The organism is Stenotrophomonas sp. PAMC25021, from assembly GCF_004795795.1.
Taxonomy (GTDB): Bacteria; Pseudomonadota; Gammaproteobacteria; order Xanthomonadales; family Xanthomonadaceae; genus Stenotrophomonas; species Stenotrophomonas muris.
This window is the reverse complement of record NZ_CP039255.1, coordinates 3,680,852-3,707,673: the sequence shown is the minus strand read 5'-3', so window position 1 is coordinate 3,707,673 and position 26,822 is coordinate 3,680,852. Positions and strand designations below refer to the sequence as shown.

Here is a 26,822-nt window from a genome sequence, read left to right as displayed (position 1 = left end):
ACAGCCGAGCGTGGGCTCGGCTCTACAGGAGCTGCACCGCGCCCGGGCGGCCATGGGTCACCTGGAATCGCGCCGCGGTACGCACTGCGGCATCCGGGCGCAGCACGCTGTCGGCGAAGCGGAGCTCGGCGTCCACGGTCTGCCGGTTCAGCTGCAGCTCCCACCAGCCGCGGCGGTCGCCGTCGAAATAGCGGATATGCGGATTCTGCGGAATCGATGGCCCGTAGTACGGCCCGTACGGCGTGTCGTCGCCGCCACTGCTGATCGCCGGGGCGATGAATTCGGTGGCCACGACCGGCGCGCTGGCCGCGTCGAAATCCAGCTTCAGGTCATTGACGAAGGTGGAATGCCAGTCGCCGCCCAGCACGATGGCATTGCCCTGCCCGCCCGCCTGCATCGCCTGCAGCAGACGCCTGCGTGCGGCGGGATAGCCATCCCAGGCGTCGTTCCAGAAGCGCTCGCGTGGCGTGCCGCCGTCCAGCCGCAGCTGCGACATCAGCAGCTGCTGCACCACCACGTTCCAGCGCGTGCCCTGCGCGGCGGCCATCGACTGCGTGAACCACGCTTCCTGCCCCGTGCCGAGCATGCTCATGCGCGGATCCAGCGCCGCTTCGCAGCGCGGTGACTCGCCCACACCGCAGGGATTGGCCGGGCGGAACTGGCGGCAGTCGAGCAGGGTCAGCTGTGCCAGATCGCCGTAACGCAGGCGCCGGTGCACGCGCAGGCCGCCATTGCCCGCAGGCGTGCTGCGCATCGGCAGGTGTTCGTAGAACGCGCGGTAGGCCGCCGCGCGGCGAACGATGAAGTCCTCGATCGACACGCTGGGCTTCTCCGGATGGATGCCCGAGTAGTCGTTCTGCACCTCGTGATCGTCCCAGATCACCGCGAAGGCGTGTGCGGCATGGGCCGCCTGCAGATCCGGGTCGAGCTTGTACAGCGCGTACTGGTCACGGTAGCGCTCCAGGCTCACCGTCTCGCCACTGAAACGCGCCGCGTCCAGCATGGTGCCACGCACGTTCTGCAGCGGGCTGTATTCATACAGGTAGTCGCCGGCATGCAGCACGAGGTCGACATCGCTCCGTGCGATATCGCGCAGCACCGGATAGTAGCCACTGTTCCAGGCCTGGCAGGTGCACAGGGCCAGCCGCAGCTGCTGCAGCTGCGTGTCCGGTAGCGACGCGGTGCGGAAGTGGCCGACCGCGCTTTCCTCATCGCCATCGCAGGCGAAGCGGTAGTAGTAGTCGCGGCCCGGGCGCAGGCCATTGACCTCCACGTGCACCGAATGGGCCAGCTCCGGCACCGCGGCAGCGACGCCCCGCTGTACCAGCCGGCGCATGCCGGCGTCTTCGGCCACGAACCAGCGCACCGGCACCGCCCGCGACGGCATGCCGCCGCCGTTGAGCGGGTCCGGCGCCAGCCGCGTCCACAACACGGCCCCCTGTGGATCCGGATCACCGGCGGCGACACCAAGGGTGAACGGATCACCCCCCAGCCGCGGCCGTGGGCCGGCCGTGGCCAGCCCCGGCATCGCCGCCAGCGCGATCGCCGCCCCCGTGCCCTGCCACGCCATGCGCAGCAGGCGACGACGGCGTTCCGGATCCACAGGCCCGCGCATCAGAAGCGCACGGTGGCGGTGGCCATCACCTGGCGCGGCGCGCCGACCTGCATGGTCGCCAGGCTGCGGGTCGGGTCGGCGGCGTAGGTGCCGTTGGTGTTGATCGAAGACAGGTAGCGCTTGTCGGTCAGGTTGGTCAGGTTCAGCGCCATGGTCAGGTTCTGCGCCGGGCCCAGCGCGCCGAAGTCATAGGCCACGGAGGCATTGACCAGCCAGTAGCTCGGCACCGACGCGTCGTTGGTATAGGTCACGTAGCGCTTGCCGACGTGGTTGGCCGACAGGCGCATGTCCCAGGGGCCCGGGGTCCAGGCCAGGGTGCTGGCGAACATCCATTCGGGGGTGTCGACGGTCTTCTTGCCGCGGGTCGGCACCACGCCATTGTTCACGTAGTCGTTGTCGTAGGTGCTGTCATTCCAGGACAGCGCGTTGGACCAGGCCAGGTCCTGCATCGGCTTCAGCTGCAGTGTCGCCTCGGCGCCGCGGCTGGTCACCGAACCGACGTTGGAGAACAGCGCCGGGCAGCCGAGGATGCCCACGCACTGGGCGATCGCCAGCAGGCGGTTGTCGAACTTGACGTCGTACACCGCAACCGAGGCTTCATAGCCCTTCCCGTAGCCGCGCCAGCCCATTTCCAGGGTGCGTGACTGTTCCGGCTTCAAGTCCTGCGCGCTGGCATCGAACGCCGCCTGCGGCACGTTGAACGGGCTGCCCACGCCCAACGCGTAGGCGGCGATGTTCCTGGCGAACGAACCGAAGATCTCGTTGCCTTCGTTGAGCTTGAAGTTGAAACCCGCCTGAGGCAGCAGGCCCTTCTTCGAAGTCAGGCTGCTGTTGTTGGCATAGCTGCCCAGTGGCGTGCGCACGCGGGTGCGGGTGTGCGGCGACTTCGCACCGATGTCGATGGTCAGCCGGTCATCGAACAGGCGGAAGCGGTCCTGCACGTAGAACTGGCGGGTAATGGTGGTGTAGCGCTGGTGCCACACGCGCTGGTCCGGGTTGCGCAGGAAGAAGTCATCGGTGACCGGGCCGTCGATGTAGTAGAAGTTGCGCTGCACGCTGTGGCCGTTGTCCTCGTACCAGAGGCCGGCTTCCAGGTCGTGGCCGCCGACGTTCCAGGTGAACGCCGAGGTCACGCCGGTACGGTCGATCGCGTACTCGGTGGTGCGGATCGAGATCGGAATCTCGCGACCGGTGCCCGGGTTGGACGGATTGGACGGGCTGAACCAGTGGCCCTGGCCACGGTTGCTGTGGTTGTAGACGTTGACCTTCAGCCGCATCGACTCGTTCAGGCCGAAATCGCCGGCGATGCTGGAAAGGTCATCGTTGCGCAGGCCGTGGCCGGAGTAGTACGCATCCCAGGGGCTGTTGACGCCGCCCGTGAACCTGCCGCGCGCGGCGGCGACGGCACGATCCCAGTCCGGCGCGTAGTTGTCCCAGTCCCAGCCAAGGCGATCGATCATCTCCAGCGACAGGTCCTGGTAGTCCGCCTCGACGCGGCGCGAGGCGTTGAACAGCGCGGTGATCCTGCTGTCCGTTCCGAAATTGTAGGTGGCCTTGCCGTTGAACTGTTTCAGCTCCTGCGAGCCCTTGCCCTTCCACTTGTCGCCTTCGGAGTACACGCCGGACAGGTAGGCCGCAAAGCCCTGGTGCTCACCCGTCTCCAGGCGCGCATAGCTGCGCCGCGCGCTGTCGCTGCCGAAGCCCTGCGCCAGCACCACGCCGTACTCGGTGGACGGATCGATCGAATAGAACTGGAACACGCCACCGAGGTTGCTGGTGGACGGCGTACCCAGCGCGCCGATGCCGGTGGACACTTCGGCTCCGCCCAGGTTCTCGCTGATCACGGCACGGCTGATGTGCAGGCCGTTGCTGTTGCCATAGGCCATGTTGCCCAGCGGGATGCCATCGAGCGTGTAGCCCAGGCGGCTCTGGTTGAAGCCACGCAGGCTGATGGTGGTGGACCATTCGTAGGCGCCGGTGGCATCGGCCGACTCGAAGTGAACGCCCGGCTTGCTGGCCAGCAGCTTCAGTGGGTTCGCACCGGGCGGCAGGATCTTCATGTCCTCGGCGGTCACGCGCTGCACCTGGCGGGCTTCACCGCGGCCGATCACCGAGATCGAATCGAGGGTGGTCGCCGACGGTGCGTCGGGGGCGGGGGCGGTTTCAGCGGCAGCGAGCGACGGCAGCGAAGCACAGACCAGCAGGGCCAGCAGATTGCGGCGAAGCGGAGCGTGGGACGACATGGAGGCGGATTCCTTGGGCACGCTGGACGCCGAAGGGCGGCGTCGAAGGGCAGCAGCGGCGGAATCGTAGAAGCGGCGCGTTACATGTCATTTACACGCCACATGCGGAATCCTTGCGTTCCGAATGGTTTACCGTCCGGAAGGCGATTGCCGGCCAGCGGCCGGCATGGCCGTTATTCGAACGAGCCGACCGAATCGTGGGCCAGGTTGTCGAAGCGGGTGTACTCGCCGAAGAACTTCAGCTTGCACGAGCCGGTCGGGCCACCACGGTGCTTGCCGATGATGATCTCGGCCAGGCCCTTGTCCGGCGAGTTTTCCTTGTTGTAGTAGTCGTCGCGGTAGATGAACACGATCATGTCCGCGTCCTGCTCGATTGCGCCCGACTCGCGAAGGTCGGCCATCACCGGGCGCTTGTCGGTACGCGTTTCCAGCGAGCGGTTGAGCTGTGACAGCGCGATCACCGGCACATTCAATTCCTTGGCCAGGCCCTTCAACGAACGCGAGATCTCCGAGATTTCGGTCGCGCGGTTTTCGCTGTTGCCGGGCACGCTCATCAGCTGCAGGTAGTCGATCACGATCAGGCCGAGGTCATGCTCGCGCTTGAGGCGGCGGCACTTGGAGCGCAGCACTTCCGGCGACACGCCCGGCGTATCGTCGATGAAGATCTTGGTTTCCTTCAGCATCTTGATCGCGCTGGTGACGCGGCTCCAGTCCTCGTCTTCCAGCTGGCCGGTACGCAGGCGCTGCGCGTTGATGCGGCCATTGGAGGAAATCAGGCGCATCGCCAGCTGCGATGCCGACATTTCCATCGAGAACACCGCCACGCCCTTCTTCGACTTGATCGCCGCGTACTCGGCGATGTTCAGCGCGAAGGTGGTCTTGCCCATGGCCGGGCGCGCCGCGAGGATGATCAGATCGGTCGGCTGCAGGCCGGCGGTCATCGCATCGAAATCGGTGTACCCGGTCGGCAGGCCGGTGATGTTGCCGCCGTTCTCGAAGCGATTGCGCAGCTCCTCGAATGCATCCTTCAGCGCACCGGGCATGGCCACGAAATCGGTGCGACCACGTGCGCCCTGTTCGGCAATGGCGAACACGCTCTTTTCCGCCGAGGCCAGCAGCTCGCTGCTGTCGCGGCCTTCGGGCTGGAAACCGTCGTTGACGATGTCGGTGCCCACCTGGATCAGCTGGCGCAACACTGCCTTGTCACGCACGATCTCGGCGTAGGCCACGATGTTGGCAGCCGACGGCGTGGTACTGGCCAGTTCGATCAGATAGGCACCGTCGCCCACCAGTTCCATCTTGCCCTGCGACTCGAACCACTCGCCCAGGGTCACCGCATCGAACGGACGCTCGCGCTCGGAGAGCTCGCGGATCGCCCGATAGATCATCTGGTGGTCGCGACGGTAGAAGTCGCCTTCGGTCAGCTGGTCATTGACCCGGTCATACGCTTCGGGCGCCAGCATCAGCCCCCCCAGCACCGCCTGCTCGGCTTCCACCGAATGCGGCGGTACCCGCAACTGGTCGATGCGCGACTCGTCGCGATCGCGATCGAAGCCATCACCGCGCTCTCTGCGGTTGGAACGGAAGCCGGGACGAGCGGACATGCTGCGGTGTTTCCTGCAAAAGTGGGCCAGACGAGTGTAGGCATGCGCCGACCCCGGCGACCATGGACAAGCCTGTGGATAAGCCGTGGAGAAACGGGGGATATCCGCCGGCGCCTGGCCAGACTGGCGTGGGGGCGTCGCACTGCCTGCGACAGGCGCCATTGCGGCACCCGAGCGGAGCATTATCGCAGATCAGGCGCCACGGGTCGGAGCCCGTCGCTGCGCGTCAGGATCCGACCCCGGGGCGTGGTTGGGGTCGGATCCCTCTGCGACGCAGGGAACTCCGACCCCGCAGGCGTCAATCGCCCTTGACGTGCACCGCGATCAGCGCCAGGAACCGGTCCACGTAGCCCTGCAGGAACTTCTGCGTGCCCTCGTTGTGGATCGTGCCGTCGGCATCGATCAGGCCCTCCTTGAAGTGGATGAACGCCTCGGGCTGCCCAAGCACATGCATGTCCAGGAAGGCCAGGGTGTTGCGCAGGTGCTGCTGGGCCACGGCGGTACCGATCTGCCCGATGGAGGCGCCGATCACCGCCGCCGGCTTGCCGGCAAACGCACTGTCACCGTAGGGGCGCGAGCCGATATCGATGGCGTTCTTGAGCACGCCCGGCACCGACCGGTTGTATTCGGGGGTGACGAACAGCACCGCGTCAGCGGCGCGCACCTGGTCCTTCAGCCGGGTACCCTGCGCCGGGTACTGCGCGTCGAAGTCCTGGTCATACAACGGCAGGTCGCCGATCTGCACGTACTGGAAGCGTGCGCGATCACCGGCGATCTTCTCCAGCGCATGGGCCAGCTTGCGGTTGCACGAGTCCTTGCGCAGGCTGCCGACGAACACGGCAATGGTGGGGACGGACATCGGGACATACTCCTCATGGTGCGGGAGGCCCAGCCTAGTCGCCGGGCCCGTGCAGGCCGGTGAAGATCAGCCGCCCACAATGCCTGCGCGCACCTGCCGCCAATGCGCCTGCCAGGCCTGGAACATCAGCACGTTCCACAGATGGGTATGCCACTTGCGCTGCCCTCCCAGGAACTGCTGCCACAGCGGCTGCACCGCCGCCGCCGACAGCACGCCCTCACGCTCCAGCCGCGCCGGCTGCAGCAGGTCCTCGGCCCAGGGCCGCAGGTCGCCTTTCAGCCAGTCACTGACCGGCGCGCCGAAACCGCGCTTGGGACGGTGCACCATCGAATGCGGCACGTAACGGCCCAGCACGCGCTTGAGCAGCACCTTGCTGGTGGTCTCGCTGCGCTTGAAGCCCAACGGCAGCGACCAGGCGAACTCGGCCACCCGCCAGTCCAGCAGCGGTGCGCGCGCCTCCAGGCTGACCGCCATCGAGGTGCGGTCGACCTTGCACAACAGATCGTCCGGCAGGTAGGTCACGAAATCGGCCAGCATCATCGCGTCGGCCGGCGTACCCGCGCCGTGCAGCGGATCGGCCAGGTCGTAGAAGCTGCCGGCGGCCCGCGCGCCGGTCACCGCCGCGGCCGGGTCGCGCCAGCGCGAGATGCGGTTGCGGTAGACGTCGCCGATGCCACGCGCACCGGTCTCGGCCAGCAGCGCGGCCAGGCCGCCGGTGCGCGAGGCTTCGCCCTGCTGCTGCGCACGCGCGCCCATCCAGCGCCGCAGCGGCCCCGGCACGCGGCCGAGCATCTGCCAGTTGCGCAGCGCGCGCACATACCGGGTATAGCCGAAGAACAGCTCATCGCCACCGTCACCAGACAGCGCCACGGTCACGCCCTGCCGCGCCAGCCGGGCGACCAGCGCGGTCGGCACCTGCGACGCGTCGGCAAAAGGCTCATCGAACATCGCCGGCAACTGCGGCACCACCGCCAGCGCGTCGGCGCCGCTGACGTACAACTCGGTATGGTCACAGCCCAGGTGGGCCGCCAGCTCCCGGGCCAGCGGCGCCTCGTCATGTCCCGAATCGGTGAAGCCGATGCTGAAGCTGTGCACCGGCTGCCCGCTCTGGGCCTGCATCAGCGACGCCACCAGTGAGGAATCGGTGCCACCGGACAGGAATACGCCGACCGGCACGTCGGCCACCATGCGTAGCGCCACCGCGTCGCGCAGCAGCGTGTCCAGCTGTTCCTCGGCGTCCTCGATGCGGCCCTTGAAGGGTGCGGCCAGCGCCGCCTGCATGCGCGCGCGCGCATCCCAGTACGGCCGCTGTGCCTGTTCCGGACGATGCGCGGATGCGCCGGCAGCGACGGCCGCCGCGTCCAGGCGCAACACCCGGCCCGGCATCAGCTTGTAGCAGCGCTGGTGGATGCTGTGCGGCGCCGGGATGTAATCCAGCCGCAGCAGCAAGGTAAGCGCATCGCGGTCGATGTCGTTGTCGAACGCCGGGTGCTGCCAGAGCGCTTTCAGTTCCGAACCGAACACCAGCGTGTCGCCGGCCCAGCCGTAGTACAGCGGCTTCTTGCCGACGCGATCGCGGGCCAGCCACAGGCAACGCTCCTGGCGGTCCCACAGCGCGATGGCGAACATGCCGTTGCAGCGCTGCAGGGTGTCTTCCACGCCCCATTGCAGGATCGCCGCCAGCAGTACTTCGGTGTCGGAATGGCCGCGGAAGGCATGCCCCAGCGGCTCCAGTTCCTCGCGCAGGGCGGCGAAGTTGTAGACCTCGCCGTTGTAGGCCATCACGTAGCGGCCGTCGGCCGAGGCCATCGGCTGGTGGCCCAGCGGGGACAGGTCGAGGATGCTCAGGCGGCGATGCGCCAGCGCGATGCCCGCGTCGGCATCGACCCAGCTGCCGCCATCATCGGGCCCGCGGTGGTGCAGCGCCTGGCCCATGGCCAGGGCCTGCGCCTGCAGCGCCTCGGCCGACGCCAGCGGCGCCGGCAACAACATTCCCGCCAATCCACACATGCATCAGGGTTCCTGCGCCAGGTCGAGGGCGGCGCCAATCACCGCATTGTCGCTTGGAAGCCCGAACATTGCTGCCCCCGCCAGTGGCGTGTAGGTGTCGGCACCACAGACCCGGCGCAACGGCAGATGGCCGAACCCGGCCTCGACCAGCGCGGTGACCACGCCCTCGCCCACCCCGCCGCTGTGGCGGCCTTCATCCAGCACCAGCACCCGCCGTGCGCTGGCGGCCTGGGCAGTGATGAAGCCCGCGTCCAGCGGTACCAGCCAGCGCAGGTCGACCACCCGCACCTGCCAGCCCAGCTGCTGCTCGATCGCCCGCGATGCGCGCAATGCCATCGGCACGCCGTTGCCATAGGTATAGATCACCAGGTCGCCGGCCTCCGGCGCATAGACCCGGCCCTCCCCCGGCACCAGCGACTGGCCCTGTGCGGGGAAGTCGAACAGCCACTGGCCATCGCCGGCTTCGTGCAGGTCCTTGCTCATGTACAACGCGATCGGCTCCAGGAACACCGCCACCCGCCCATCCACCCGCGCCAGTGCGGCCAGCGTGCGCAGCATCATCACCGCATCGTCGCCACGCGACGGGCAGCCCACCACCAGCCCTGGGATGTCGCGCAACGCGGTGATCGAGTTGTCGTTGTGGAAGTGGCCACCGAAGCCCTTCTGGTAGCCCAGCCCGGCCACCCGCACCAGCATCGGGTTGCGGTACTGGTCGTTGGAGAAGAACTGCAGCGAACACGCTTCGCCGCGCACCTGGTCGATGGCGTTGTGCAGATAGGCCAGGTACTGGATCTCCGGAATCGGCAGCATGCCCAGGTTGGCCAGGCCCTGAGCCATGCCCAGGATCATGGTCTCGTCCAGCAGGGTGTTGAACACCCGGCGTGGGCCGAAGCGGCGCAGCAGATCCTTGGTGACGGTGTAGACACCGCCCTTCTGTGCGACGTCCTCACCGAACAGCAGGCTCTGCGGATACTTCGCCAGCAGTTCCTGCAGGGCATGGTTGATCTGGATCGCGAGGTGGCGTGGCGCCTGCCGTTCGGGCAACGCCTCCGCACCGCCATACAGCGCTTCACGCGTTCCGGCGGGCACCTCGCGCCGTGCTTCGGCCTGCACCGCAGCCGGCGTATAGGGCGCAAGCGGCTCCATCACTTCCCGCAGCGACTGCAGCTTCGGCCGTCCTTCGGCATCGGCGGCGGCGGCCATGCAGCGCGCGCGCATCGTCTCGTAGGCCACCTCGATGGCGGCCGCATCCATCCAGCCCGATTCCATCGCGATCTGTGCCGAGCGCAGCAGCGGATCCTGCGCCTCGGCCGCGCACAGCTCGGGCAACGCGCGCCATTCCACCTCGAAGTCGGTGCCGGCGTGCCCCATCAGGCGCGTGGTGCGCAGATGCAGGAAGGTCGGCCGCCGCGTACGCCGGCAGTGCTCCACCGCCGCCTGCACCTGCGCATGGCCGGTGGCCAGGTCGAGGCCATCGGCGTAGAAATAGTCCAGCCCGGGCTGACCGCTGAAGCGTTCGGCAATCCAGCCTTCAGGCGTTTTCACCGAGATGCCCAGGCCATTGTCCTCGCAGACGAACAGGACCGGTGCCGGCAGCTTCTGGTAGGCCGACCACATCGCGGTGTTGAACGCGGTCTGCGCGGTGGCATGGTTGGCCGAGGCGTCGCCGAACGAGCACAGTACGATGCTGTCGGCCGGAATCGGCAGTTCGTGGCCCAGCCGCTTGCCGCTTTCGAGGGCCAGCGCGGTGCCCAGCGCTTTCGGCAGATGCGAGGCGATGGTCGAGGGTCTGCGGCAGCACCCACAACGGTTTGCTGCCCCACACCTTGTGCCGCCCCCCGCTGGCCGGGTCATCGGCGCTGGCAGCAAAGGACAGCGCGGCATCGCGCAGCGGGTCGATCCCCGGCACCTGGCGTGAGCGCTCGGCCATGAAGGCACCGGAGCGATAGTGCAGGAATGCTGGATCCGTATGCCGGCAGGCCCGCGCCAGCAGCGCATTGCCTTCGTGGCCGGATGAACCGATGGTGTAGAAGACCTTGTTCTGCACGCGCAGCACGCGCGCCATCAAGTCCAGCTGGCGGCTGGCCAGCTGCGAATCGAACAGCTCGCCAAACGCGGCGGCGGTAAGCGTGCTGCCCGGCAGGATCGGCGCATCCGGCGCCGGGCGCGGGCGCGGGGTACCGCGCCAGCCACGCACCGCGTCGAGGAAATTGGCGTCGCACACGTCGGCGCGGTTGAGCACGCGCATGCGTGCGGGAATCGGATCTGGAACCACAGCGAACATCGAACACCCTCCGTGTCGTTGTTGCATTCCGCCCGGGGTTGGCCAGGCGCTACCCTGTGGGGGATCACCTTGGTGAGAGTCATGCGGCCTCGAAGCGGGCGCGCACCTCGGCGGTCACCGCCGGCATCGGCAGGAAGCGCGGCTGCCCGCGCACGCGCTGCAACCAGGCGCGAACTTCCGGGAACGGCTGCAGGCTGATTCCACCCTCGCCTGCGACGTCGGTGTAGGCGAACAGCGCGATGTCGGCGATGCCGTACCCACTGCCGGTGAACCATTGCGCATCACGCAGGTGCTGCTCCATCACCGCCAGTGCAGTGGCGGCGCGCTCGTGCAGGCGTGGCAGTTCGGCGCGGCGCGGCGACCCAGGCGGGGTCCAGCCGCGGATGAAGCGCGCGACCGCTACGCACGGCTCGTGCGTGTACTGCTCGAAGAACATCCAGCTCAGTGCCTGCGCGCGCTCCCAGCCATCGGTGGGCAGGTAGGGCGTGCCTTCGGCCAGCCAGAAAAGGATCGCATTGGACTCGGTCAGCACGCGGCCATCGTCGCGGACGATCAACGGCACCTTGGCATTGGGATTGAGCGCGAGGAACTCGGGGGTGTGGGTCTGGCCGTGGGCACTGTCCACTTCCACCCAGCGGTAGCGGCTGCCGAGCTGCTCCAGCAGCAGGCGGACCTTGTGGCAATTGCCTGACACCGACATGCCGTGCACCGTCAACGGGACGCGCTCTTCCACCATTGCCTGCTCCCTCGGATCCGGCCGGCGGCCGGCTGCGTGCAGTCTGGCAAGCACGCCAGTGAATGCCAAGCGCGGGTGCAGCATGACTACACGGTAGTGCCGGCCGCTGGCCGGCATCCTCGATGCAGCTGGATCCAAGCGATTGCCGGCCAGCGGCCGGCACTACCAAGCCACGCTCAGCGCGCGCGTTGCCGCCACTGTTCGCGCGACTGGCCCCAGATCTGCATGGGCTTGTCGTTGTATGGCGCTGGCAACTCCCCCATGCGCAGCAGGGTGCTTCCCAGCTTGCGTGCCACGGCCCGCGAGTTGTCGTTGTCCTCGGCGATGGTATGGATCACCTCGGCCCAGCCCAGCGTATCGAACGCCCAGTCGATCGCCGCGACCGCCGCCTCCGGCGCATAGCCCCGGCCCCAGCTGGCATGACGGATGCCCCAACCAACCTCGGTACCCGGCCAGTCCTGCGGCTGCCACGGTCCCATCCGCCCGATCCAGTCGCCGCTGGATTTCTCGATCACGCTGAACATCGAGAAGCCGAACAGCTGCCAGGCGCCGGCCAGGCTGCAGAAACCGCGCCAGGCCACCGAGGGTGGCTGCACGCCGCCCAGGGTACGCATCGTGGCCTCGTCGGCGCAGAACGCCAGGTACGGCTCGTAGTCCTCGCGAAGCAGCGGGCGCAGGATCAGCCGCTCGGTTTCGATGCGCAGGTCGAAGATGCTCATGCCGGCTCCATGTCGAAGGGAGCACCCATGATGGAGGATGGCTTCCCTGCGCGGATGAATATCGCCGGTCGCAATGAAACGGGCCGGCATGAGCCGGCCCGTCAGGTACTGCATGCTGCGCCGGGATTACTGGCGCGTGGCTGCGGCAGTGGCACCGGCGGCAGCGGTCTGCGTGACCAGCTGGCCATCGACCACCGGCAGGCGATCGCTGGCCGGCTTGTTGTCCATGCGCACGGTCTTCTCCGCGCCGTCATAGCGGTAGGTCACGTTGTAACCCTTCACCACGTCGTTGGTACCCATGGCAATGCGGTTGCCCGGCTTGCTGGCCATGCGCATGGTGCCGGTGGTGCCATCCTCATTGCGATAGGTCACGTTGTAGCCGGTGACGCGGCTCGACTCGGAGGTGGCGGTCTCGGTGTGGCACTGGCGCTCGGTGCGGTTGACCACACGGCCACCCACATGGCGCTTGTCGATCTGGTTGCCGATGAAGCCGCCGGCCACGGCACCGGCGGCGGTCGCGGCCTTCTTGCCGTTGCCGCCACCGACCTGGTTGCCGAGCAGGCCACCGACCACAGCGCCGACCACGGTGCCGCCGACGTTGCCATCGCGTTCCGGCAGGCGTTCCTGCACCGTCACGTCCTGGCAGACCTCGTGCGGGGTCTGGGTGGTGGAGGTCTCGCGCACTGGATCGGTGCCGATCACGGTGGCGTAGGCCTTCTGCTTCTCGGTGATCGGGTCAACCTTCAGCACATCGGCATATTCAAGCCCGCGCGGCGCGGACGGGTCCAGCTTGTCACCACGTGCGCCGTCGTCAGAAGCGTTACCTTCAACGAGGCGCGATTCACCATTGGGGGTTCCGGCGCTGATGGAATCGGGCGACTTGTCACCACTCTTCATGAAGGCGGCGGTGGCGATGCCACCGACCAGCAGCGCGCCCGCTGCGACCAGGACAGTTGTAGTTGTGCTTTTCATGACCTGCTCCTTGCGGACCATCCGCAACGTTCTCGGGGCAGATTGCAGCATGCGCTGCCTGAACGGAATCTCCACATTTCCTGCTCATTCCGATAACCCATTCAGCATCGGGAAATGCTGGGCCCGTGGTAGCGTTTGCATATTCCCCACGAGGCTTCCCGCCATGGCCAACCCGATGCTGCTGCCGGTACTGCAATGGGCCCGCCGGCTGCGCTACCCCACCCTGTTCAAGCTCACCGCCGGCCTGTTCGTGCTGACCTTGTTCATCCCGGACCCGATCCCGTTCGTCGATGAGCTGGTGCTGGGCTTCGGCACGCTGCTGCTGGCCAACTGGAAGAGCCGCAACGCCGCAACACCTCCGCCGCTGGAACAGCGTTGAGCATCCTGGTTGACAGCCACTGCCATCTGGATGCCAGCGGGTTCGACCGTGACCGCGCTGCGGTGATCGAGCGTGCGCAGGCCGCGGGGGTGCGCCAGCAGGTGGCACCGGCGGTGACCGCGGCCAGCTGGCCGAAGCTGCGTGAGGTCTGCCAGCAGGCGCCGGGGCTGTACCCGGCCTACGGCCTGCATCCGATGTTCCTGGCCGATCACCAGCCCGGGCACCTGCCACTGCTGCGCGAGTGGATCGAGCGCGAACGCCCCTGTGCGATCGGCGAATGCGGCCTGGACTTCTTTGTCGAAGGGCTGGACGCCGACGCCCAGCAGGCGTATTTCATCGGCCAGCTGGAACTGGCCCGCGAATTCGAGTTGCCGGTGATCGTGCACGCGCGACGCGCGGTGGATGCGGTGATCTCCGCCATCCGCCGCGTCGGCGGCCTGCGCGGCGTGGTGCACAGCTTTTCCGGCAGCCCGGAACAGGCCGCGCAACTGCACAGGCAGGGCTTCCTGCTCGGCCTCGGTGGCCCACTGACCTACGATCGCGCGCAACGGCTGCAGCGGCTGGTGCGCGAGATGCCGCTGGAACAGCTGCTGCTGGAAACCGACGCGCCCGACCAGCCCGACGCCGGCATCCGCGGCCAGCGCAACGAGCCAGCGCGGCTGGCGACCATTGCCCGGCACGTGGCCGCACTGCGCGGGATGGAGCTGGAAGCCGTGGCCCAGGCCACGACGGAGAATGCGCGGCGATTGTTCGCGCTGCCGGCAATGTAACGGGTAGGTGCCGGCCGCTGGCCGGCACGATCCATCACACCGCGCTGGCCTCTACCGCATCCACCTTCACCTTCTTCGGCTCCAGCAGCATCTCCAGCGCCTTGCCAACCGCCGCGAAGGCGAACGCGCCGGTGATGTGGGTTGCCGCGCCCAGGCCGGCACCACAGTCCAGCTTCAACGCCGCATCGGCGCCCAGGTTCGGACGGATGCCGCAGACGCTGCCATCGGCCTGCGGGTACTTCACATTCTCCAGCGAATACACCGCCGGTACGCCGAAATAGCGCTTGGCGTTCTTCGGGAAGTTGAATTCGCTGCGCAGCTTCTTGCGGATCAGCGCCAGCATGGCGTCGTGCTCGGTGCGAGAGACATCGCGGATGCGCACCAGGGTCGGATCGGTACGGCCACCGGCGGCACCGACGGTCAGCAACGGCAGCTTGCGGCGGCGGCACCATGCGATCGTCTCGACCTTGACCCGGAAGCTGTCGCAGGCATCGATCACCAGATCGAACCCCCGGTCCAGCAGCGCGGCCATGTTGGACACGGTCAGGAATGCCTGCACCGCGTCGACCCCGATGTCCGGATTGATCGCACGGCAACGCTCGGCCATCGCCTCGGCCTTGTTGCGGCCGTAGTTGCCTTCCATCGCCGGCAGCTGCCGGTTGGTGTTGGACACGCAGATATCGTCGGCATCGATCAGGGTCAGGTGGCCGACGGCCGAACGGGCCAGCGCCTCCACCACCCACGAGCCGACGCCGCCCATGCCGACCACCGCCACGCGGCTGCCCTGCAGGCGCTCGAGTGCACCCACGCCGTACAGCCGTTCGATGCCGGCGAAGCGTTGTTTGACCTGTTCGTTCATCGGGCTATTTTAACGTGCAGGTGCTGGCGCCCGCAGTACGCCGGCGTCGAACCCACCGTTGCACGCCCGGAGTGCCCGCATGAATGCCAGCCCGCCCCGCCGCCTGTCCAGCGCCCATCGCTACCTGTTCGTGCTCTGCCTGGGCCTGCTGATCGGCCTGATCGCCACGGTAATGGTCGGCCGCGCCCTGCAGGCGCGTCGCGATCCGTTCCCGGGCAGCCTGATGCAGGTGATGCAGCGGCAGTCACAGCTGCTGCAGCAGGCCCAGCTGCAGAACCGCTGCAGCCTGGCTGACAGCGTGCCGCGGCTGCAGGTGCTGCGCCTGCTGTCCAATGACCTGGACCAGGCGTTTCCCGGGCTGAAGGACAGTGCGCAGTTCCAGCAGCACGCCAGCCAGCTGCGCGGCAACCTCAACACGGCGCTGGCCTCACCCCCCGGCGACTGCAGGGCCCTCGCCCAGCTGGTGGAAACACTGCAGGCGGACTGCCGCGCCTGCCACCAGGATTTCCGCTGAGCCGCATTCATCCTGCAGCCGGGCAGCACGCACACGGTTGGCGCGTTGTTCACGTTCGAAAGGAGAGGATTCGTCCACCCTGCTGCACGACGCAGTACCACCCAACCCACCCGCCTTCACGGCCAGGAGACGCCCCATGAAGATCCAGCTCATCGCCGCCAGCGCCATCGCTACCCTCGCGCTGGCTGGCTGTGCCACCTCGCCCGGTTACAGCGGCGGTGGTTACAACAACGGCTACAACAACGGCGGCTACGGCAACAATGGCGGCTACAACCAAGGCCGTTGCGCTGACTGTGGCATCGTCACCCGCATCAACACCGTGCCCTCGGGCCGCACCGCGCCCAGCGCGACCGGCGCGATCCTCGGCGGCATCGTCGGCGCCGTGGCCGGCCATGAAATCTCCGACCACACCGGTGGCAGCCGTGGCAACAAGAACATCGCCGCCGCCGCAGGCGCGGTCGGTGGTGCCCTGGCCGGCAACCAGATCCAGAAGAACGTCACCAGCGATACCTATGACATCAGCGTGCGCATGGATGATGGCCGCACCATCGTGGTCAACCAGCGCGATCTCGGCGGCATCCGCGAGAACACCTACGTGCGCGTCGTTAATGGCAAGGTCATCCTGCGCTGACCTGCACCGGGCCAACGGCAAAGAAAAAGGCCCGCTTGCGCGGGCCTTTTTCATGCCGACGGGCGGCGGGTATTACACCGGCTGCACCTTGTCAGCCTGCAGGCCCTTCTGGCCCTGCACGACTTCGAAGCTCACAGTCTGGCCTTCCTTGAGGCTCTTGAAGCCCTGGGTCTCGATGGCGCGGAAGTGCACGAACACGTCCTCGCCATTCTGCCGGCTGATGAAGCCGAAGCCCTTCGCATCATTGAACCACTTTACGGTACCGGTCTCGCGCTCAGCCATCTCACTAACTCCCTTTGACTCTCTCTTGTTGTTGGAAACGCCCGGTGGGCGGCTGACAAGCAAGGGGGAAGCGAGGTGCATCGATGCAGCGGATCGGAAAGATCTTGCTTCATCAGGCCACGATCCACGGTGACCTTGCCAAGCTCAGCGACTGCAACTTAACCCGCCCAAAACGAAAAAGCAACTGGCAAAATCTTTCACTGTCAACCCCAAAACGGCCACCATACGGGACAGCATGGGACTCTCATTCATCTTATATCTGCTAGCGGTCATTTTTGTCCTGATCGGCATCGCCGGCATCATCCTGCCGGCCCTCCCGGGCATCCCGCTGGTGTTCATCGGGCTGCTGCTGGCGGCCTGGGCCGACGGCTTCGCCCACGTCGGCTGGCCCACCCTGGTCGCGCTGGGCGTGCTGACCCTGCTTTCACTGTTGGTGGACGTGCTCGCCACCGTAGTTGGCGCGCAGCGCGTCGGCGCCAGCCGCAAGGCCCTGTGGGGCACCTTCGTCGGCAGCATCGTCGGCCTGTTCTTCATGCCCATCGGCCTGTTTGCCGGACCGCTGGTCGGCGCCCTGCTCGGCGAGTACTGGCACACCCGCGAACTCGGCCGCTCGACCAAGGTGGGCCTGGCGACCTGGCTCGGCATCCTGCTCGGCCTGGCACTGAAACTGGCGGTGGTGATCGCGATGCTGGGCCTGTTCGCGTTCGCCTGGTTCTTCTGAGCCACCTAGCCTTCACGCCACGCGCACGCCGTGGCCGTGCATAAACGGTGGGGCTGGCCGCGATCCGGTGCAGCCGCCACACTGTGCGATTCCCGTATCCATCGAAGGGCCTGCTGCAATGACCCTCCCCACGCTGCTTCCCCGTCTGGCGCCGCTGGCGCTTGCCCTGGCCAGTGCACCGTTGGCTGCGCAGGAGTTCGCGCCCAGCGCCGACACCTCGCCGGCCGCCTGCGCGGCGATCACCACCGACGCGGCCCGCCTGGCCTGCTATGACCGCCTCTTCGGGCACACCCCGGAGGCCACCGCCGCCGCCGATGCCGCCGCCGAATCGGCTGCGCAGGCGCGCCGCGAGGAACGACAGACCGCGCGCGTGAGCCAGGGCGAGGAAAAGCTGCGCGAGCGGGTCAGCGACCTGTTCCGTCCGGCGGCACCGGACAGCGCGCTGGCCAATGCTGGCCGCGGTTCGCTGCTGGACAGCCGCTGGGAGCTGGCCGAGGACTCCAAGCTGGGGCCCTTCCAGCTGCGTGCCTACAAGCCGGTGTACCTGCTGCCGGCGTTCTGGACCAGCGACCGCAACACCACGCCGCATTCGCCGAACCCGGCCAACAGCGTGACGACCCCGCAGGTACTCGACAGTGCCGAGCTGAAGTTCCAGATCAGCTTCAAGACCAAGATCGCCGAGAACCTGTTCGGCGACAACGGCGACATCTGGGCTGGCTACACCCAGAGTTCGCGCTGGCAGGCCTACAACAGCGAGGATTCGCGCCCGTTCCGCGAAACCAACTACGAACCCGAAGTGATGATGGTGTTCCGCAACGGCTACTCGATCGGTGGCTGGCGCGGGCGCATGACCGGTATCAGCCTCAACCACCAGTCCAACGGACGGGCCGATCCGCTCTCGCGCAGCTGGAACCGGGTCATGCTCAACATCGGCCTGGATCGCGAGAACTGGGCGCTGGTGCTGCGCCCGTGGTACCGCATCCCGGAAAGCCGCAGCGAAGACAATAATCCGGACATCGAGGATTACATGGGCCGGGGTGACGCGACCCTGATCTGGAACCGCAACGGGCATGAAGTCGCGCTGATGGCGCGTCATTCGCTGCGCACCGGCAGCCGCTCCCACGGTGCACTGCAGCTGGATTACGGCTTTCCGATCAGCAATCTGCTGCGTGGCCATGTGCAGGTCTTCGACGGCTATGGCGAGAGCATGATCGACTACAACCACAAGGCCACCTATGTGGGCGTGGGCGTGTCGCTGCTGGAGTGGTTCTGATGGACGTGACGATCTGGCACAACCCGGCCTGCAGCAACTCGCGCGGCGCACTGAAGCTGATCCGCGATGCGGGCTTCGACCCGGTGGTGATCGAGTACCTGGGCGCCCCACCCGACGCGGCCACGCTGCGCCAGGTGCTGGCCGAGTCGGCCCTGAGCGCGCGCGACCTGGTGCGCAGCAAGGAGACCCAGTTCGCCGAACTCGGGCTGGAAGATGCCGACGATGCCACCCTGCTGGCTGCGATGGCCGAACACCCGCGCCTGATCAACCGCCCCGTGGTGCGCACGCCCAAGGGCACACGGCTGTGCCGCCCGCCGGAAACGGTACTGGAGATCCTGTAACGGAAAAGGGGACGGAGGGGATTAAGTCGTTTGTGCACAAACGACTTAATCCCCTCCGTCCCCTTTTCTGGTTACCGCCAGTCGGTGATGCCTTCGCGGCGGTAGGCCTCGGCGAACGCCGGGCGCGCCTTCATCGAGGTGGCATGTGCCTTGAGCGACGGCCAGGTGTCACTGGGCCTGGGCATGTTGCGCGACCAGCGCATCAGCATCACCAGCATGTAGTCGACCACGCAGGGCGTGGCGCCCAGCAGGTAGGGCCCATGCGCCAGCAGGTGCGTGGCCACATGCTGCCAGGCCGCTTCCAGGCGCTGTCGCGCCATCTCGCGACTGGCCTCCACGTTTGCCTCGCCCGCCACCTCGTGCGGATAGAACCAGGCGCGATAGGCCGGCTGCAACGTATTGGCACACCAGAACATCCAGCGGTAGGCATCGGCGCGCTGCGGCGTGCCCAGTGCCGGCAACAAACCGGCGTCCGGATGGCGGTCGGCCAGGTACAGGGCGATCGCCGCCGCTTCAGTCAGTACCAGGCCATCGATCAGCAGCGTCGGCACCACGCCGGCCGGATTCAGTGCCAGGTACTCCGCCGACTTGTGCTCGCGCGCGTCGAAATCCAGCAGCACCAACTCGTGCTCGATGTCGAGCTCGATCAGCAGCCAGTGCACCACCAGCGCGGCGGTGCTTGTCGAACCATACAGCGTGGTGCTCATGCGGCGGATCCTGTGCAGGTGGGCCGGCCGATTATGCGCCCGTGCGGGAGCCGTCGCTCAGCCGCAGCTGCTCATGCAGGTATCGCGGCGCTCGCCACAGGACATCATCGGCGCGCGCAGCGTGCAGTCATGCGTCTTCAGTTCGCAGGCACGGCGCAGGTCCGGGTTGTCCACGTCCTTGCAGCGCTTGTCCGGCGCCGGCACCATCCGCTGCTCGCAATTGCTCTGGCGGCTGCCGAGAGAGTCATTCTGCGCCATGCAGCTGCGATAGCCGGCCTGGCACTGCATGCGGCATTGCGCCGATGCAGGGAAATCCGCGCCTTCGTACGACGCCGGGGTGCTGCAGCCGGCCAGGGCCAGCAGCACGCCGGCCACGATGAAGCGATGCAGGGCCATGGACACGTCCTGTGCGAGGGTGTGCCGACCGTAGCAGAGCCAGGGCTACAGGCGTGTTAATCCTGCCTCCAGATACAGCAACGGCGCCACAGGGGCGCCGTTGTCCGGACCGAAGCGTGCGGGAATTACTCCACCACCACCGGAATCTTGCCGATGCGGGCCTGCCACTCGCGCGGGCCGGTCTTGTGCACCGATTCGCCGGCGGAGTCGACGGCCACGGTCACTGGCATGTCCTGCACGGTGAACTCGTAGATCGCCTCCATGCCCAGGTCAGCGAAACCGACCACCTTGGCCGCCTTGATCGCCTTGGACACCAGGTAGGCCGAGCCACCGACGGCCATCAGGTAGGCCGACTTGTGCTTCTTGATCGCCTCGATCGCGGCCGGGCCGCGCTCGGCCTTGCCGACCATGCCCAGCAGGCCGGTCTGTGCCAGCACCTGCTCGGTGAACTTGTCCATGCGGGTCGCCGTGGTCGGGCCGGCCGGGCCCACCACTTCGTCACGCACCGGATCGACCGGGCCGACGTAGTAGATGAAGCGGCCCTTCAGATCGACCGGCAGCTGCTCGCCCTTGTTGAGCATGTCGACCATGCGCTTGTGCGCGGCGTCGCGGCCGGTGAGCAGCTTGCCGTTGAGCAGCAGGGTCTGGCCCGGCTTCCAGCTGGCCACGTCTTCCGGGGTGATCGTATCCAGGTCCACCCGGGTGCCCTTGGATGCGTCGTAGGTCAGCTTCGGCCAGTCTTCCAGCGACGGCGGGTCCAGCATCACCGGGCCGCTGCCATCCAGGGTGAAGTGCGCATGGCGGGTGGCCGCGCAGTTCGGGATCATCGCCACCGGCAGGTTGGCCGCGTGGGTCGGGTAGTCGTTGATCTTGATGTCGAGCACGGTGGTCAGGCCACCCAGGCCCTGCGCACCGATGCCCAGCGCGTTGACCTTCTCGTACAGCTCCAGGCGCAGCTCCTCGATGCGGTTGGACGCACCACGGGCCTGCAGCTCGGTGATGTCGATCGGCTCCATCAGCGCTTCCTTGGCCAGCAGCATCGCCTTCTCGGCGGTGCCACCGATGCCGATGCCCAGCATGCCCGGCGGGCACCAGCCGGCGCCCATGGTCGGCACGGTCTTCAGCACCCAGTCGACAATCGAGTCGGACGGATTGAGCATGGCGAACTTGGTCTTCGCTTCCGAACCACCGCCCTTGGCGGCGACGATCACGTCGACTTTGTTGCCCGGCACCACCTTGACGTTGACCACGCCCGGGGTGTTGTCCCTGGTGTTGATGCGCTTGCCTGCCGGATCGGCCAGCACCGAGGCGCGCAGCTTGTTGTCCGGGTGCATGTAGGCGCGGCGCACGCCTTCATTGGCCATGTCTTCCACGCCCATGGTGGCGTCATCCCAACGCACGTCCATGCCGATTTCCAGGAACACGGTGACGATGCCGGTGTCCTGGCAGATCGGGCGGTGGCCCTCGGCGCACATGCGCGAATTGATCAGGATCTGCGCCATCGCTTCCTTCGCGGCCGGCGACTCCTCGCGCTCGTAGGCGGCGGCAAGGTTCTTGATGTAGTCGACCGGGTGGTAGTACGAGATGTACTGCAGCGCGTCGGCGATGGACTGGATGAGGTCTTCCTGCTTGATCGATGTCACGTCTTGCTCGCTTGCTCGAGGCTGGCGGGGGTAATCCACCCATTTTACCCCCTCCCCCGGCCCCGGGGTGGTAGTGCCGGCCGCTGGCCGGCAAGACTCCCCCGACGCTCTGTCACGCCACGCGCCACTGCGGCGTCCTTGCCCACATGAACGCCGAAACCGCTTTCCAGACCCACCGCCCGCGCCTGATGGCGCTGGCCTACCGCCTGCTCGGCAGCCGCACCGACGCCGAAGACGTGGTCCAGGACGCCTGGCTGCGCTGGTCCGGCGCCGATCCTGCGGCCGTCCGCGATGCCGAGGCCTGGCTGGTCACCACCACCACCCGGCTCGGCCTGGACCGGCTGCGTGCGGCCAAGCGCGAGCGCGTCCACTACGTCGGCCCATGGCTGGCCGAACCGCTGGCGGTCACCCTGGAGCCGGACCCGGCGCCCGGTCCGGCCCAGCTGCATGCGCTGGCCGACGACGTCTCGGTCGCTTTCCTGACCCTGCTCGAACAGCTCGGCCCGGAGGAACGCGCCGCCTTCCTGCTGAAGGAGGCGTTCGACCACGACTACCGTGAGATCGCCGAGCTGATCGGCCACAGCGAGGCCAACTGCCGGCAGCTGGTGCACCGTGCCCGGCAACGCCTGCAGGCCGGACGACCGCGCTTCAATGCCGATGCCAGCCAGCACCGGCAGCTGCTGGCGCGCTTCATGGAGGCCTCGCAGCGCGGCGACAGCGACGCGATCCAGGCCCTGCTGCACGCCAACGCGGTGCTGGTTTCCGACGGCGGTGGCGTGGTCACTGCGGCGGTGCGGCCGCTGCTGGGCGCCGAACGCATCGGCCGCCTGTTCTGGGCCATCGCCCGCCGCGGCGCGGTGCATCCCGCCCAGCTGGGCTACGTCAACGGCGAGCCGGCGATCCTGCGCTTCCAGGGTGAGCGCCTGCATTCGGTCACCACCATCGAAGTGGTCGATGGCCGCATCGCCAACGTGTACAGCGTGTTGAATCCGGAAAAGCTGCCGGGTGTTGTCACGCGCGATGACGGTACGGCGTCCTGGTAGTAAAAGGCGGCCACCGTGGCCGCCGTGGAGCCGAAAATGTCCGACCACGCCTCTCCCCGCGTCCCCTACACCCGCCTGGCCGCCGAGGCCTTCAAGGGCCTGCTGGCCACCAGCCAGGCCGTGCATGACAGCTCGATCGATCCGACCCTGATGGAACTGGTGTTCCTGCGCGTGTCGCAGCTCAACGGCTGCGGCTACTGCATGGACATGCACGGCACCGCGCTGCGCAAGGGCTGCATCGAGCCGCGCAAGCTGGACACGCTGCCGGCATGGCACGAGAGCCGCTTCTTCGACGAACGCGAGCGCGCGGCACTGGGCTGGGCCGAGGCGCTGACCCGGCTGACCGACGGCGCGCCGTCGCAGGCCGCGTTCGATGCCCTGGCACCGCACTTCGATGAGAAGGGCATCAGTGACCTGAGCATGGGCATCGCGGTGATCAATGCCTGGAACCGCCTCGGTGCGGGGTTGCTGCCGCCGCTGCCGTAAAGGGGGCTGGCCGGGCTGCCGCCCGGCACCCGCAGAGGCAACAACCAGAGCAACATCAAAAACCGGCACTACTGTGAGTTGGCGGGGTGGGTCAGGTCGCAGGGGACGCTGCAAGTACGTCCATGTAAGCTCGGTCGCCGCATCCATGCGGCTCACGCCCCTACGACCTGACCCCCCCCCCCGCCTTCGACAGTTCATCGGTGCTGCTGGTAGGTGTCGACCTTGGTCGACACGGTAGATCCACGCTACGCGTGGATACGGGAGGGTCGGATCCCTTCGCTTCGCGAAGGGCTCTGACCCGCTGTGGGTCGCTGGGGTCAGAGCCCTTTGCCGCGCAAAGGGATCTGACCCCGGTGCCGGCAACTCGGCTGCACTGACTCCCCCTGCACGTATCACGCGCGCACAATACGCGCATGCCTGCCATCCCCACCGCTGGCGCTGCCGCCGCGAAGAAACCCAGCCTGCGCCAGCGCTTCAAGGCGATGCGCAACCTGCCGCCGTTCCTGCGCATGGTCTGGCAGACCAGCCCCGCGCTCACCCTGGCCAGCCTGGGGCTGCGCCTGATCCGTGCGCTGCTGCCGGTGGCGATGCTGTACGTCGGCAAGCTGATCATCGACAGCGCCCTGCACCTGAGCCAGCACGACGCCGGTTTCCCGCCGCTGGGCGAGGCGCTGTCCAGCGGCATGCTCAATCCGCTGCTGGGCCTGCTGGCGCTGGAATTCGGCCTGGCCATCGCCTCGGACCTGCTCGGCCGGCTGGTCAGCTATGCCGACGCGCTGCTGTCGGAACTGTTCGCCAACGTCACCAGCATCCGGCTGATGGAACACGCGGCGACGCTGGATCTGGAGGACTTCGAGGACCCGGACCTGCAGGACAAGCTGGACCGCGCGAGGCGCCAGACCATGGGCCGGATGAACCTGATGAGCCAGCTGTTCGGCCAGGTGCAGGACGCGATCACCGTGGCCAGCCTCGCCGTCGGCCTGCTGGTCTACGCGCCGTGGCTGATCCTGCTGCTTGCGCTGGCACTGGTGCCGGCCTTCATCGGCGAATCGCACTTCAACGCGGCCGGTTACAGCCTCAACTTCCAATGGACGCCCGAGCGCCGCCAGCTCGACTACCTGCGCCAGCTCGGTGCCAGCGTGGAAACGGCCAAGGAAGTGAAGATCTACAACCTGCACCGCTTCCTGGTCGAGCGCTATCGGCGCCTGTCGGTGGCGCTGTTCCAGGCCAACCGTGCCCTGGCACGGCGCCGGGCGTTCTGGGGCACGCTGCTGGCTGCGCTGGGTACGCTGGGCTACTACACCGCCTACGCCTACATCGCCTGGCGCACGGTGCGCGGCGATTTCTCGATCGGCGACCTGACCTTCCTTGCCGGCAGCTTCCTGCGCCTGCGCCAGCTGCTGGAAGGCCTGCTGATCGGCTTCTCGCAGGTGGCCAGCCAGGCGCTGTACCTGGACGACCTGTTCTCGTTCTTCCAGATCGAGCCGGAAATCCACTCGCGCGAAGGCGCCATACGCGTGCCGCAGCCGATCCGCCAGGGCTTCGTGTTCGAGAACGTCGGCTTCCGCTATCCCGATGCCGAACAGTGGGCGGTGCGCCACCTCGATTTCCAGCTGCAGGCCGGCGAAGTGCTGGCCCTGGTCGGCGAGAACGGCGCCGGCAAGACCACCCTGGTGAAGCTGCTGGCACGCCTGTACGAACCGGACGAGGGCCGCATCCTGCTCGATGGCCGCGACCTGCGCGACTACGACCTGGACGACCTGCGCGCCAACCTCGGGGTGATCTTCCAGGACTTCGTGCGCTACAACCTCAGCGCCGGCGAGAACATCGGCGTCGGCCAGGTCGAGGCCATGGACGACCGGGCGCGCATCGCCGACGCCGCGCGCCGCGGCATGGCCGAGGAAGTGATCGAGGAGCTGCCCGGTGGCTACGACCAGCTGATCGGCCGCCGTTTCAAGCAGGGCGTGGACCTGTCCGGTGGCCAGTGGCAGAAGATCGCCATTGCCCGCGCATGGATGCGCAATGCGCAGGTGATGATCCTGGATGAGCCAACGGCAGCACTGGATGCGCGCAGTGAGTTCGAGGTGTTCCAGCGGTTCAGGGAACTGGCGGATAATCGCACCGCCGTATTGATTTCCCACCGTTTTTCCTCGGTCCGCATGGCCGATCGCATCCTGGTGCTGGCCGATGGCCGGATCGAGGCCAGTGGCACCCACGCCCAGCTGATGGCACAGGGCGGCCGCTATGCCGAGCTGTTCGAGCTGCAGGCGGCGGGTTACCGCTGAGAACGCCTCTCGTTCCGCCCAATGAGAACCCGTCTCATTTGAGATAGAATTCCCCCGACGACTTTTGATAGATACGCCCATGTCCTCCGCTTTTGGCGCCGAAACGGTGCTTGAGGTCCGTCACTGGACCGACGCCTACTTCAGTTTCACCACCACCCGCGACAGCGGCTTCCGCTTCGAGAACGGCCAGTTCGTGATGATCGGCCTGGAAACCGAGGCACGGCCGCTGCTGCGTGCGTACTCCATCGCCAGCGCCAACTGGGAAGAGCATCTGGAGTTCTTCAGCATCAAGGTGCAGGACGGCCCGCTGACCTCGCGCCTGCAGCACATCAAGCCGGGCGACAAGGTGCTGGTCGGCAAGAAGCCCACCGGCACCCTGCTGATCAGCGACCTGCACCCGGGCAAGAACCTGTACCTGCTGGGCACGGGTACCGGCATGGCGCCGTGGCTGTCGGTCATCAAGGACCCGGAGACCTACGAGCGCTTCGAGAAGGTGATCCTCTGCCACGGCGTGCGCTACGAAAAGGATCTGGCCTACCGCGATTACTTCGAGAGGGAGCTGCGTGAGCACGAGTTCCTGGGCGAGATGATCGGCGACAAGCTGCTGTACTACCCGGCCGTCACCCGCGAGCCGTTCGCCAACCAGGGCCGCCTGACCTCGCTGATGGAAAGCGGCCAGATGCAGCGCACCCTCGGCCTGCCGGAGCTGAGCCCGGAAAACGACCGCGCGATGATCTGCGGCAGCCCGCAGATGCTGGCCGACCTGCGTGCTGTGCTCGATGCCCGCGGTTTCCAGGTTTCGCCGCGCATCGGCCAGCCGGGCCACTACGTGTTCGAGCGCGCGTTCGTCGAGAAATGATCCTGCAACGGTAGTGCCGGCCGCTGGCCGGCTCTTCCTGGCCCACGGGGTTGCCGGCCAGCGGCCGGCACGACCTCACAGCAGCGCTTCAATCTCGCCGCGCAGCTGCTCCGGCCGGGTGGTGGGCGCATGCCGCGACACCACCCGCCCCTGGCGATCGACCAGGAACTTGCTGAAATTCCACTTGATGCGGGCACTGCCGAGCACGCCGCGCCTCTCCCGCGCGAGCCACCTCCAGAGCGGGTCGGCCCCATCGCCGTTGACCTCGATCTTTTCCGACAGCGGGAAGCTGACCGGATAGTCCAGCGAACAGAACTGGCGGATCTGTGCGGCATCACCGGGCTCCTGCGCGCCAAACTGGTTGCACGGGAAGCCGATCACCACCAGGCCGCGCTCGCGGTAGTCCTGCCACAGCTGCTCCAGCCCGGTGTACTGCGGGGTGAAGCCACAGCGGCTGGCGACGTTCACCAGCAGCAACGGGTGGCCCTGGTACCGGGCCAGCGCCTGCGGCTGGCCGTCGAGGTCGCGGAAGCTGAAATCGTAGGCAGTGGTCATGGCAGCGGGCCGTGGGCGGTGAACGCATGGTACCCG

The 26,822-nt window shown here is 67.3% G+C and carries 25 protein-coding genes and 1 pseudogene; 11 read left to right on the top strand and 15 right to left on the bottom strand.

Translation table 11 applies throughout. The annotated features are described in order from the left end of the window. Nucleotides 1-22 precede the first annotated feature (22 nt). The 9 genes and pseudogenes from E5790_RS17145 to E5790_RS17105 form a co-directional block, all read right to left on the bottom strand. A complete protein-coding gene (locus tag E5790_RS17145) occupies nt 23-1,615 on the bottom strand; it encodes an alkaline phosphatase D family protein (protein ID WP_111206018.1) in 1,593 nt (530 codons plus the stop codon). Then, complete coding sequence (locus E5790_RS17140; RefSeq protein ID WP_111206017.1) at nt 1,615-3,858, bottom strand: TonB-dependent receptor; 2,244 nt, start codon at nt 3,856-3,858, stop codon at nt 1,615-1,617. Before E5790_RS17140 ends, E5790_RS17145 begins: the two co-directional genes overlap by 1 nt. 173 nt (nt 3,859-4,031) lie before the next feature. After that, nucleotides 4,032-5,462: a replicative DNA helicase gene (locus tag E5790_RS17135; RefSeq protein ID WP_014647708.1), complete on the bottom strand. Its 1,431-nt coding sequence runs from the start codon at nt 5,460-5,462 to the stop codon at nt 4,032-4,034. 298 nt (nt 5,463-5,760) lie between these two features. Further along, the gene (locus E5790_RS17130; protein WP_014647710.1) at nt 5,761-6,321 is read right to left on the bottom strand and encodes an NAD(P)H-dependent oxidoreductase; all 561 of its coding nucleotides are present in this window, start codon (nt 6,319-6,321) and stop codon (nt 5,761-5,763) included. A gap of 66 nt (nt 6,322-6,387) precedes the next feature. Further along, nucleotides 6,388-8,331 (bottom strand): asparagine synthase (glutamine-hydrolyzing), encoded by a 1,944-nt coding sequence (asnB, locus tag E5790_RS17125; protein ID WP_111206016.1) that lies wholly within the window; start codon nt 8,329-8,331, stop codon nt 6,388-6,390. A 3-nt stretch (nt 8,332-8,334) separates the two neighbouring features. Beyond that, nucleotides 8,335-10,615: pseudogene (locus tag E5790_RS17120) on the bottom strand (thiamine pyrophosphate-dependent enzyme). Nucleotides 10,616-10,694: 79 nt separating this feature from the next. Next, nucleotides 10,695-11,351, bottom strand: coding sequence for a glutathione S-transferase family protein (locus tag E5790_RS17115; protein WP_111206015.1), 657 nt, complete (start codon nt 11,349-11,351; stop codon nt 10,695-10,697). A 176-nt stretch (nt 11,352-11,527) separates the two neighbouring features. Beyond that, complete coding sequence (locus E5790_RS17110) at nt 11,528-12,070, bottom strand: GNAT family N-acetyltransferase (RefSeq protein WP_053495598.1); 543 nt, start codon at nt 12,068-12,070, stop codon at nt 11,528-11,530. 126 nt (nt 12,071-12,196) lie between these two features. Then, a complete protein-coding gene (locus E5790_RS17105; RefSeq protein WP_046431690.1) occupies nt 12,197-13,042 on the bottom strand; it encodes a glycine zipper 2TM domain-containing protein in 846 nt (281 codons plus the stop codon). 163 nt (nt 13,043-13,205) lie between these two features. On the opposite strand from E5790_RS17105, the gene E5790_RS17100 reads away from it, so the two are divergent. Together E5790_RS17100 and E5790_RS17095 are read left to right on the top strand one after the other, a co-directional pair. Then, on the top strand, nt 13,206-13,421 hold the full coding sequence (locus E5790_RS17100) for a DUF6116 family protein (RefSeq protein ID WP_014647716.1): 216 nt from the start codon (nt 13,206-13,208) through the stop codon (nt 13,419-13,421). Beyond that, a complete protein-coding gene (locus E5790_RS17095; RefSeq protein WP_111206014.1) occupies nt 13,418-14,191 on the top strand; it encodes a TatD family hydrolase in 774 nt (257 codons plus the stop codon). Before E5790_RS17100 ends, E5790_RS17095 begins: the two co-directional genes overlap by 4 nt. Nucleotides 14,192-14,225: 34 nt before the next feature. On the opposite strand, the gene E5790_RS17090 is transcribed toward E5790_RS17095, so the two are convergent. Next, nucleotides 14,226-15,050 carry a tRNA threonylcarbamoyladenosine dehydratase gene (locus E5790_RS17090; RefSeq protein WP_111206013.1) on the bottom strand — a complete coding sequence of 275 codons (825 nt, stop codon included), beginning with the start codon at nt 15,048-15,050 and terminating at the stop codon, nt 14,226-14,228. Nucleotides 15,051-15,129: 79 nt separating this feature from the next. Here E5790_RS17090 and E5790_RS17085 point away from each other — a divergent pair, with 79 nt between their 5' ends. Together E5790_RS17085 and E5790_RS17080 are read left to right on the top strand one after the other, a co-directional pair. After that, nucleotides 15,130-15,564 (top strand): cytochrome c, encoded by a 435-nt coding sequence (locus E5790_RS17085; RefSeq protein WP_014647719.1) that lies wholly within the window; start codon nt 15,130-15,132, stop codon nt 15,562-15,564. 136 nt (nt 15,565-15,700) lie between these two features. Continuing rightward, on the top strand, nt 15,701-16,195 hold the full coding sequence (locus E5790_RS17080) for a glycine zipper 2TM domain-containing protein (protein ID WP_005417545.1): 495 nt from the start codon (nt 15,701-15,703) through the stop codon (nt 16,193-16,195). Between the two features lie 72 nt (nt 16,196-16,267). On the opposite strand, the gene E5790_RS17075 is transcribed toward E5790_RS17080, so the two are convergent. Next, on the bottom strand, nt 16,268-16,477 hold the full coding sequence (locus E5790_RS17075; RefSeq protein ID WP_014647720.1) for a cold-shock protein: 210 nt from the start codon (nt 16,475-16,477) through the stop codon (nt 16,268-16,270). A 235-nt stretch (nt 16,478-16,712) separates the two neighbouring features. Here E5790_RS17075 and E5790_RS17070 point away from each other — a divergent pair, with 235 nt between their 5' ends. From E5790_RS17070 to arsC, 3 genes are all read left to right on the top strand, one after another. Further along, complete coding sequence (locus E5790_RS17070) at nt 16,713-17,198, top strand: DUF456 domain-containing protein (RefSeq protein ID WP_032958895.1); 486 nt, start codon at nt 16,713-16,715, stop codon at nt 17,196-17,198. 118 nt (nt 17,199-17,316) lie between these two features. Next, nucleotides 17,317-18,471, top strand: a complete 1,155-nt coding sequence (locus E5790_RS17065; protein WP_053496454.1) for a phospholipase A — start codon at nt 17,317-17,319, stop codon at nt 18,469-18,471. Beyond that, nucleotides 18,471-18,812, top strand: coding sequence for an arsenate reductase (glutaredoxin) (gene arsC / locus E5790_RS17060; protein WP_111206012.1), 342 nt, complete (start codon nt 18,471-18,473; stop codon nt 18,810-18,812). The genes E5790_RS17065 and arsC overlap by 1 nt, the downstream gene beginning before the upstream one ends. A gap of 71 nt (nt 18,813-18,883) precedes the next feature. On the opposite strand, the gene E5790_RS17055 is transcribed toward arsC, so the two are convergent. The 3 genes from E5790_RS17055 to E5790_RS17045 all read right to left on the bottom strand — a co-directional run bounded on the left by E5790_RS17055 (nt 18,884) and on the right by E5790_RS17045 (nt 21,558). Continuing rightward, complete coding sequence (locus tag E5790_RS17055; RefSeq protein ID WP_049442437.1) at nt 18,884-19,519, bottom strand: glutathione S-transferase family protein; 636 nt, start codon at nt 19,517-19,519, stop codon at nt 18,884-18,886. Between the two features lie 57 nt (nt 19,520-19,576). Next, complete coding sequence (locus E5790_RS17050) at nt 19,577-19,915, bottom strand: hypothetical protein (RefSeq protein ID WP_046431623.1); 339 nt, start codon at nt 19,913-19,915, stop codon at nt 19,577-19,579. Between the two features lie 125 nt (nt 19,916-20,040). Beyond that, a complete protein-coding gene (locus E5790_RS17045; protein ID WP_014647726.1) occupies nt 20,041-21,558 on the bottom strand; it encodes a fumarate hydratase in 1,518 nt (505 codons plus the stop codon). 146 nt (nt 21,559-21,704) lie between these two features. Between E5790_RS17045 and E5790_RS17040 the strand changes: the two genes are divergently transcribed. The 4 genes from E5790_RS17040 (at nt 21,705) to E5790_RS17025 (ending at nt 26,231) form a co-directional block, all read left to right on the top strand. Further along, a complete protein-coding gene (locus E5790_RS17040) occupies nt 21,705-22,601 on the top strand; it encodes an RNA polymerase sigma-70 factor (protein WP_014647727.1) in 897 nt (298 codons plus the stop codon). Nucleotides 22,602-22,637: 36 nt separating this feature from the next. Next, complete coding sequence (locus E5790_RS17035; protein ID WP_111206011.1) at nt 22,638-23,087, top strand: carboxymuconolactone decarboxylase family protein; 450 nt, start codon at nt 22,638-22,640, stop codon at nt 23,085-23,087. A gap of 413 nt (nt 23,088-23,500) precedes the next feature. Beyond that, nucleotides 23,501-25,372, top strand: coding sequence for an ABC transporter ATP-binding protein (locus E5790_RS17030; protein WP_111206010.1), 1,872 nt, complete (start codon nt 23,501-23,503; stop codon nt 25,370-25,372). Between the two features lie 79 nt (nt 25,373-25,451). Then, nucleotides 25,452-26,231: a ferredoxin--NADP reductase gene (locus E5790_RS17025; RefSeq protein ID WP_014647730.1), complete on the top strand. Its 780-nt coding sequence runs from the start codon at nt 25,452-25,454 to the stop codon at nt 26,229-26,231. 75 nt (nt 26,232-26,306) lie between these two features. On the opposite strand, the gene E5790_RS17020 is transcribed toward E5790_RS17025, so the two are convergent. Then, nucleotides 26,307-26,786: a glutathione peroxidase gene (locus E5790_RS17020; RefSeq protein ID WP_111206009.1), complete on the bottom strand. Its 480-nt coding sequence runs from the start codon at nt 26,784-26,786 to the stop codon at nt 26,307-26,309. Nucleotides 26,787-26,822 lie beyond the last annotated feature (36 nt).

Bases quoted from the DNA above. Each gene is read 5' to 3' on its own strand.
- E5790_RS17145 (WP_111206018.1), bottom strand. From the start codon at position 1,615: ATGCGCGGGCCTGTGGATCCGGAACGCCGTCGTCGCCTGCTGCGCATG.
- E5790_RS17140 (WP_111206017.1), bottom strand. From the start codon at position 3,858: ATGTCGTCCCACGCTCCGCTTCGCCGCAATCTGCTGGCCCTGCTGGTC.
- E5790_RS17135 (WP_014647708.1), bottom strand. From the start codon at position 5,462: ATGTCCGCTCGTCCCGGCTTCCGTTCCAACCGCAGAGAGCGCGGTGAT.
- E5790_RS17130 (WP_014647710.1), bottom strand. From the start codon at position 6,321: ATGTCCGTCCCCACCATTGCCGTGTTCGTCGGCAGCCTGCGCAAGGAC.
- asnB (WP_111206016.1), bottom strand. From the start codon at position 8,331: ATGTGTGGATTGGCGGGAATGTTGTTGCCGGCGCCGCTGGCGTCGGCC.
- E5790_RS17115 (WP_111206015.1), bottom strand. From the start codon at position 11,351: ATGGTGGAAGAGCGCGTCCCGTTGACGGTGCACGGCATGTCGGTGTCA.
- E5790_RS17110 (WP_053495598.1), bottom strand. From the start codon at position 12,070: ATGAGCATCTTCGACCTGCGCATCGAAACCGAGCGGCTGATCCTGCGC.
- E5790_RS17105 (WP_046431690.1), bottom strand. From the start codon at position 13,042: ATGAAAAGCACAACTACAACTGTCCTGGTCGCAGCGGGCGCGCTGCTG.
- E5790_RS17100 (WP_014647716.1), top strand. From the start codon at position 13,206: ATGGCCAACCCGATGCTGCTGCCGGTACTGCAATGGGCCCGCCGGCTG.
- E5790_RS17090 (WP_111206013.1), bottom strand. From the start codon at position 15,050: ATGAACGAACAGGTCAAACAACGCTTCGCCGGCATCGAACGGCTGTAC.
- E5790_RS17085 (WP_014647719.1), top strand. From the start codon at position 15,130: ATGAATGCCAGCCCGCCCCGCCGCCTGTCCAGCGCCCATCGCTACCTG.
- E5790_RS17080 (WP_005417545.1), top strand. From the start codon at position 15,701: ATGAAGATCCAGCTCATCGCCGCCAGCGCCATCGCTACCCTCGCGCTG.
- E5790_RS17075 (WP_014647720.1), bottom strand. From the start codon at position 16,477: ATGGCTGAGCGCGAGACCGGTACCGTAAAGTGGTTCAATGATGCGAAG.
- E5790_RS17070 (WP_032958895.1), top strand. From the start codon at position 16,713: ATGGGACTCTCATTCATCTTATATCTGCTAGCGGTCATTTTTGTCCTG.
- E5790_RS17065 (WP_053496454.1), top strand. From the start codon at position 17,317: ATGACCCTCCCCACGCTGCTTCCCCGTCTGGCGCCGCTGGCGCTTGCC.
- arsC (WP_111206012.1), top strand. From the start codon at position 18,471: ATGGACGTGACGATCTGGCACAACCCGGCCTGCAGCAACTCGCGCGGC.
- E5790_RS17055 (WP_049442437.1), bottom strand. From the start codon at position 19,519: ATGAGCACCACGCTGTATGGTTCGACAAGCACCGCCGCGCTGGTGGTG.
- E5790_RS17050 (WP_046431623.1), bottom strand. From the start codon at position 19,915: ATGGCCCTGCATCGCTTCATCGTGGCCGGCGTGCTGCTGGCCCTGGCC.
- E5790_RS17040 (WP_014647727.1), top strand. From the start codon at position 21,705: ATGAACGCCGAAACCGCTTTCCAGACCCACCGCCCGCGCCTGATGGCG.
- E5790_RS17035 (WP_111206011.1), top strand. From the start codon at position 22,638: ATGTCCGACCACGCCTCTCCCCGCGTCCCCTACACCCGCCTGGCCGCC.
- E5790_RS17030 (WP_111206010.1), top strand. From the start codon at position 23,501: ATGCCTGCCATCCCCACCGCTGGCGCTGCCGCCGCGAAGAAACCCAGC.
- E5790_RS17025 (WP_014647730.1), top strand. From the start codon at position 25,452: ATGTCCTCCGCTTTTGGCGCCGAAACGGTGCTTGAGGTCCGTCACTGG.
- E5790_RS17020 (WP_111206009.1), bottom strand. From the start codon at position 26,786: ATGACCACTGCCTACGATTTCAGCTTCCGCGACCTCGACGGCCAGCCG.